Genomic DNA, 1,721 nt, shown 5'->3' with positions numbered 1-1,721 from the left:
TATCAGCAGCTTGCCTGCGATGCAGATTTTTTACGCAGCTGTTTGACTGAACTTAAGCCAATACAGACGCAGATTCGAGAGCTACGTCAGCAGCGCCAAGCACTGAAAAATCAAAACGAGGTGGCATATCAGGCAGCTAAAATGCACGAGCTTGCTCAAGAGCAGCGCATGCAGGCAGTGCTTTATCAACGCAGTCTAGCATTAGCTAGCCATTCATCAGCATTATCACTCATTGATTACTGGCAGATGTATTTTATACATTGTAAGCTGGACGCATTACCAGATCAGTTTGAGCTTCAGTGTGTGGCGAGTTGTTTCACCCAAGCTATGCAGCAAATCAATACCTCCAGCTAATGGTAAACTTCAGTCGCCGTCAAAGCTGAGGATGTGGATAGTATAAGGGCATGACTCGAGAAAGTTATTATGGAAGATAAGCAAGCGGACAGGTTGATAAAAACACATCGAGCCGCCTCTAGAAAAAGATCGTTGTTGCGATTGAGTGCGCGATACAGCTTAAAAATGATTTTACTCGGTTTGCCCTTGCTGCTGTCGCTAGGCCTCATGTTAATGCTTGCAACAGGCAGTATGTCGAATATTTCATCGTGGCAAACGCAGTTTGATCAATGGCTCAGTGGCGGTCAGAGCGCAATTTCGGCAATACCGAAAAAGACACTTAAGCCAAACTCGAAACAAACCGTATATCGTTGGCAGGATGATAGAGGCCATTGGCATTTTGCTGAGCAGCCGCCCTCTCAAGCTGGTATAGATTATGAGGCTCTCATAGTCAGTGATCAAGTGACTACTATTCAAATGCCCAAGCCTAAATCTATGCCAAGGCAAGCAGATAGTAGTGCCAGTGATTTAGCCACAGGATTTAGAGGTATCATTCGTGATTCAAGCCGCGCTTCAAGCGAGGACGCCTCAGATGAGTCATTGGCCTCAAGTCCTGAAGCCCTGCTTAAAAAAGCGCAACAATTGCGTGAAACGCTCAATCAGCGTGATGACATGCTTAATAGCTTATAAACGGTGCACATTTTTTACTGACAGCGCTTTATTCAAGGCTATTTGCTGTTACACTTTGGCAGCTTTAAAAATATAAAACATGGAGAAATCATGAAAAAATCAGTATTAGGCTTGGCCGTTATTTCAGCATGTATGTTAACTGCGTGTAACGAGTCTGAAACCGCAGCCCCTGTTGAGGCAAAACTAGACTCAACGATCCAAAAAGTAAGCTATGGTATTGGGCATAATTTAGCCGCCAGCTTTACGCAGCAGGGTGTTGAGATTGACATGCCGGCCTTTGAGAAAGGCATGGCGGATGGTCTTGCGGGTCTTGATCCGGTGATTGATCAAGAAGCGTTGATGCAGGCTATGCAAGATTTCCAGAAAGAGCAAATGGATAAGCAAATGGCTGAGCGCAGTGCGCTGGAAGAGACGAACAAGCTTGAGGGAGAAGCCTTCTTGGCTGAGAATGCTAAAAAGGATGGCGTGATTGTCACTGAGTCGGGCTTACAGTACACCGTTATCACGGCTTCAGGCTCCGGTAAAAAACCAAGCCCAGAGGACACCGTGGTTGTCCATTATCGCGGTACTTTATTGAATGGTGAAGAATTCGATAGCTCCTATGCTCGTAATCAACCGGCGACTTTTGGTGTAACGCAAGTGATTCCAGGCTGGACCGAAATGCTCACTTTGATGGACGAGGGCGATAAAGTAAACGT

The 1,721-nt window shown here is 45.8% G+C and carries 3 protein-coding genes; all 3 read left to right on the top strand.

What is annotated here, in order from left to right:
• The coding region (locus tag HRU21_13390) for a hypothetical protein (protein NRA43277.1) at positions 1-354 on the top strand (354 nt) is incomplete at its 5' end.
• Positions 355-519: 165 nt separating this feature from the next.
• Positions 520-1,023, top strand: a complete 504-nt coding sequence (locus HRU21_13385) for a DUF4124 domain-containing protein (GenBank protein ID NRA43276.1) — start codon at positions 520-522, stop codon at positions 1,021-1,023.
• Between the two features lie 90 nt (positions 1,024-1,113).
• The coding region (locus HRU21_13380; GenBank protein ID NRA43275.1) for an FKBP-type peptidyl-prolyl cis-trans isomerase at positions 1,114-1,721 on the top strand (608 nt) is incomplete at its 3' end.

The organism is Pseudomonadales bacterium (assembly GCA_013215025.1).
In the GTDB taxonomy this organism is placed as follows: domain Bacteria; phylum Pseudomonadota; class Gammaproteobacteria; order Pseudomonadales; family DT-91; genus DT-91.
The sequence above is the reverse complement of the archived record's forward strand: the minus strand, read 5'-3'. Positions and strand labels throughout refer to the sequence as shown.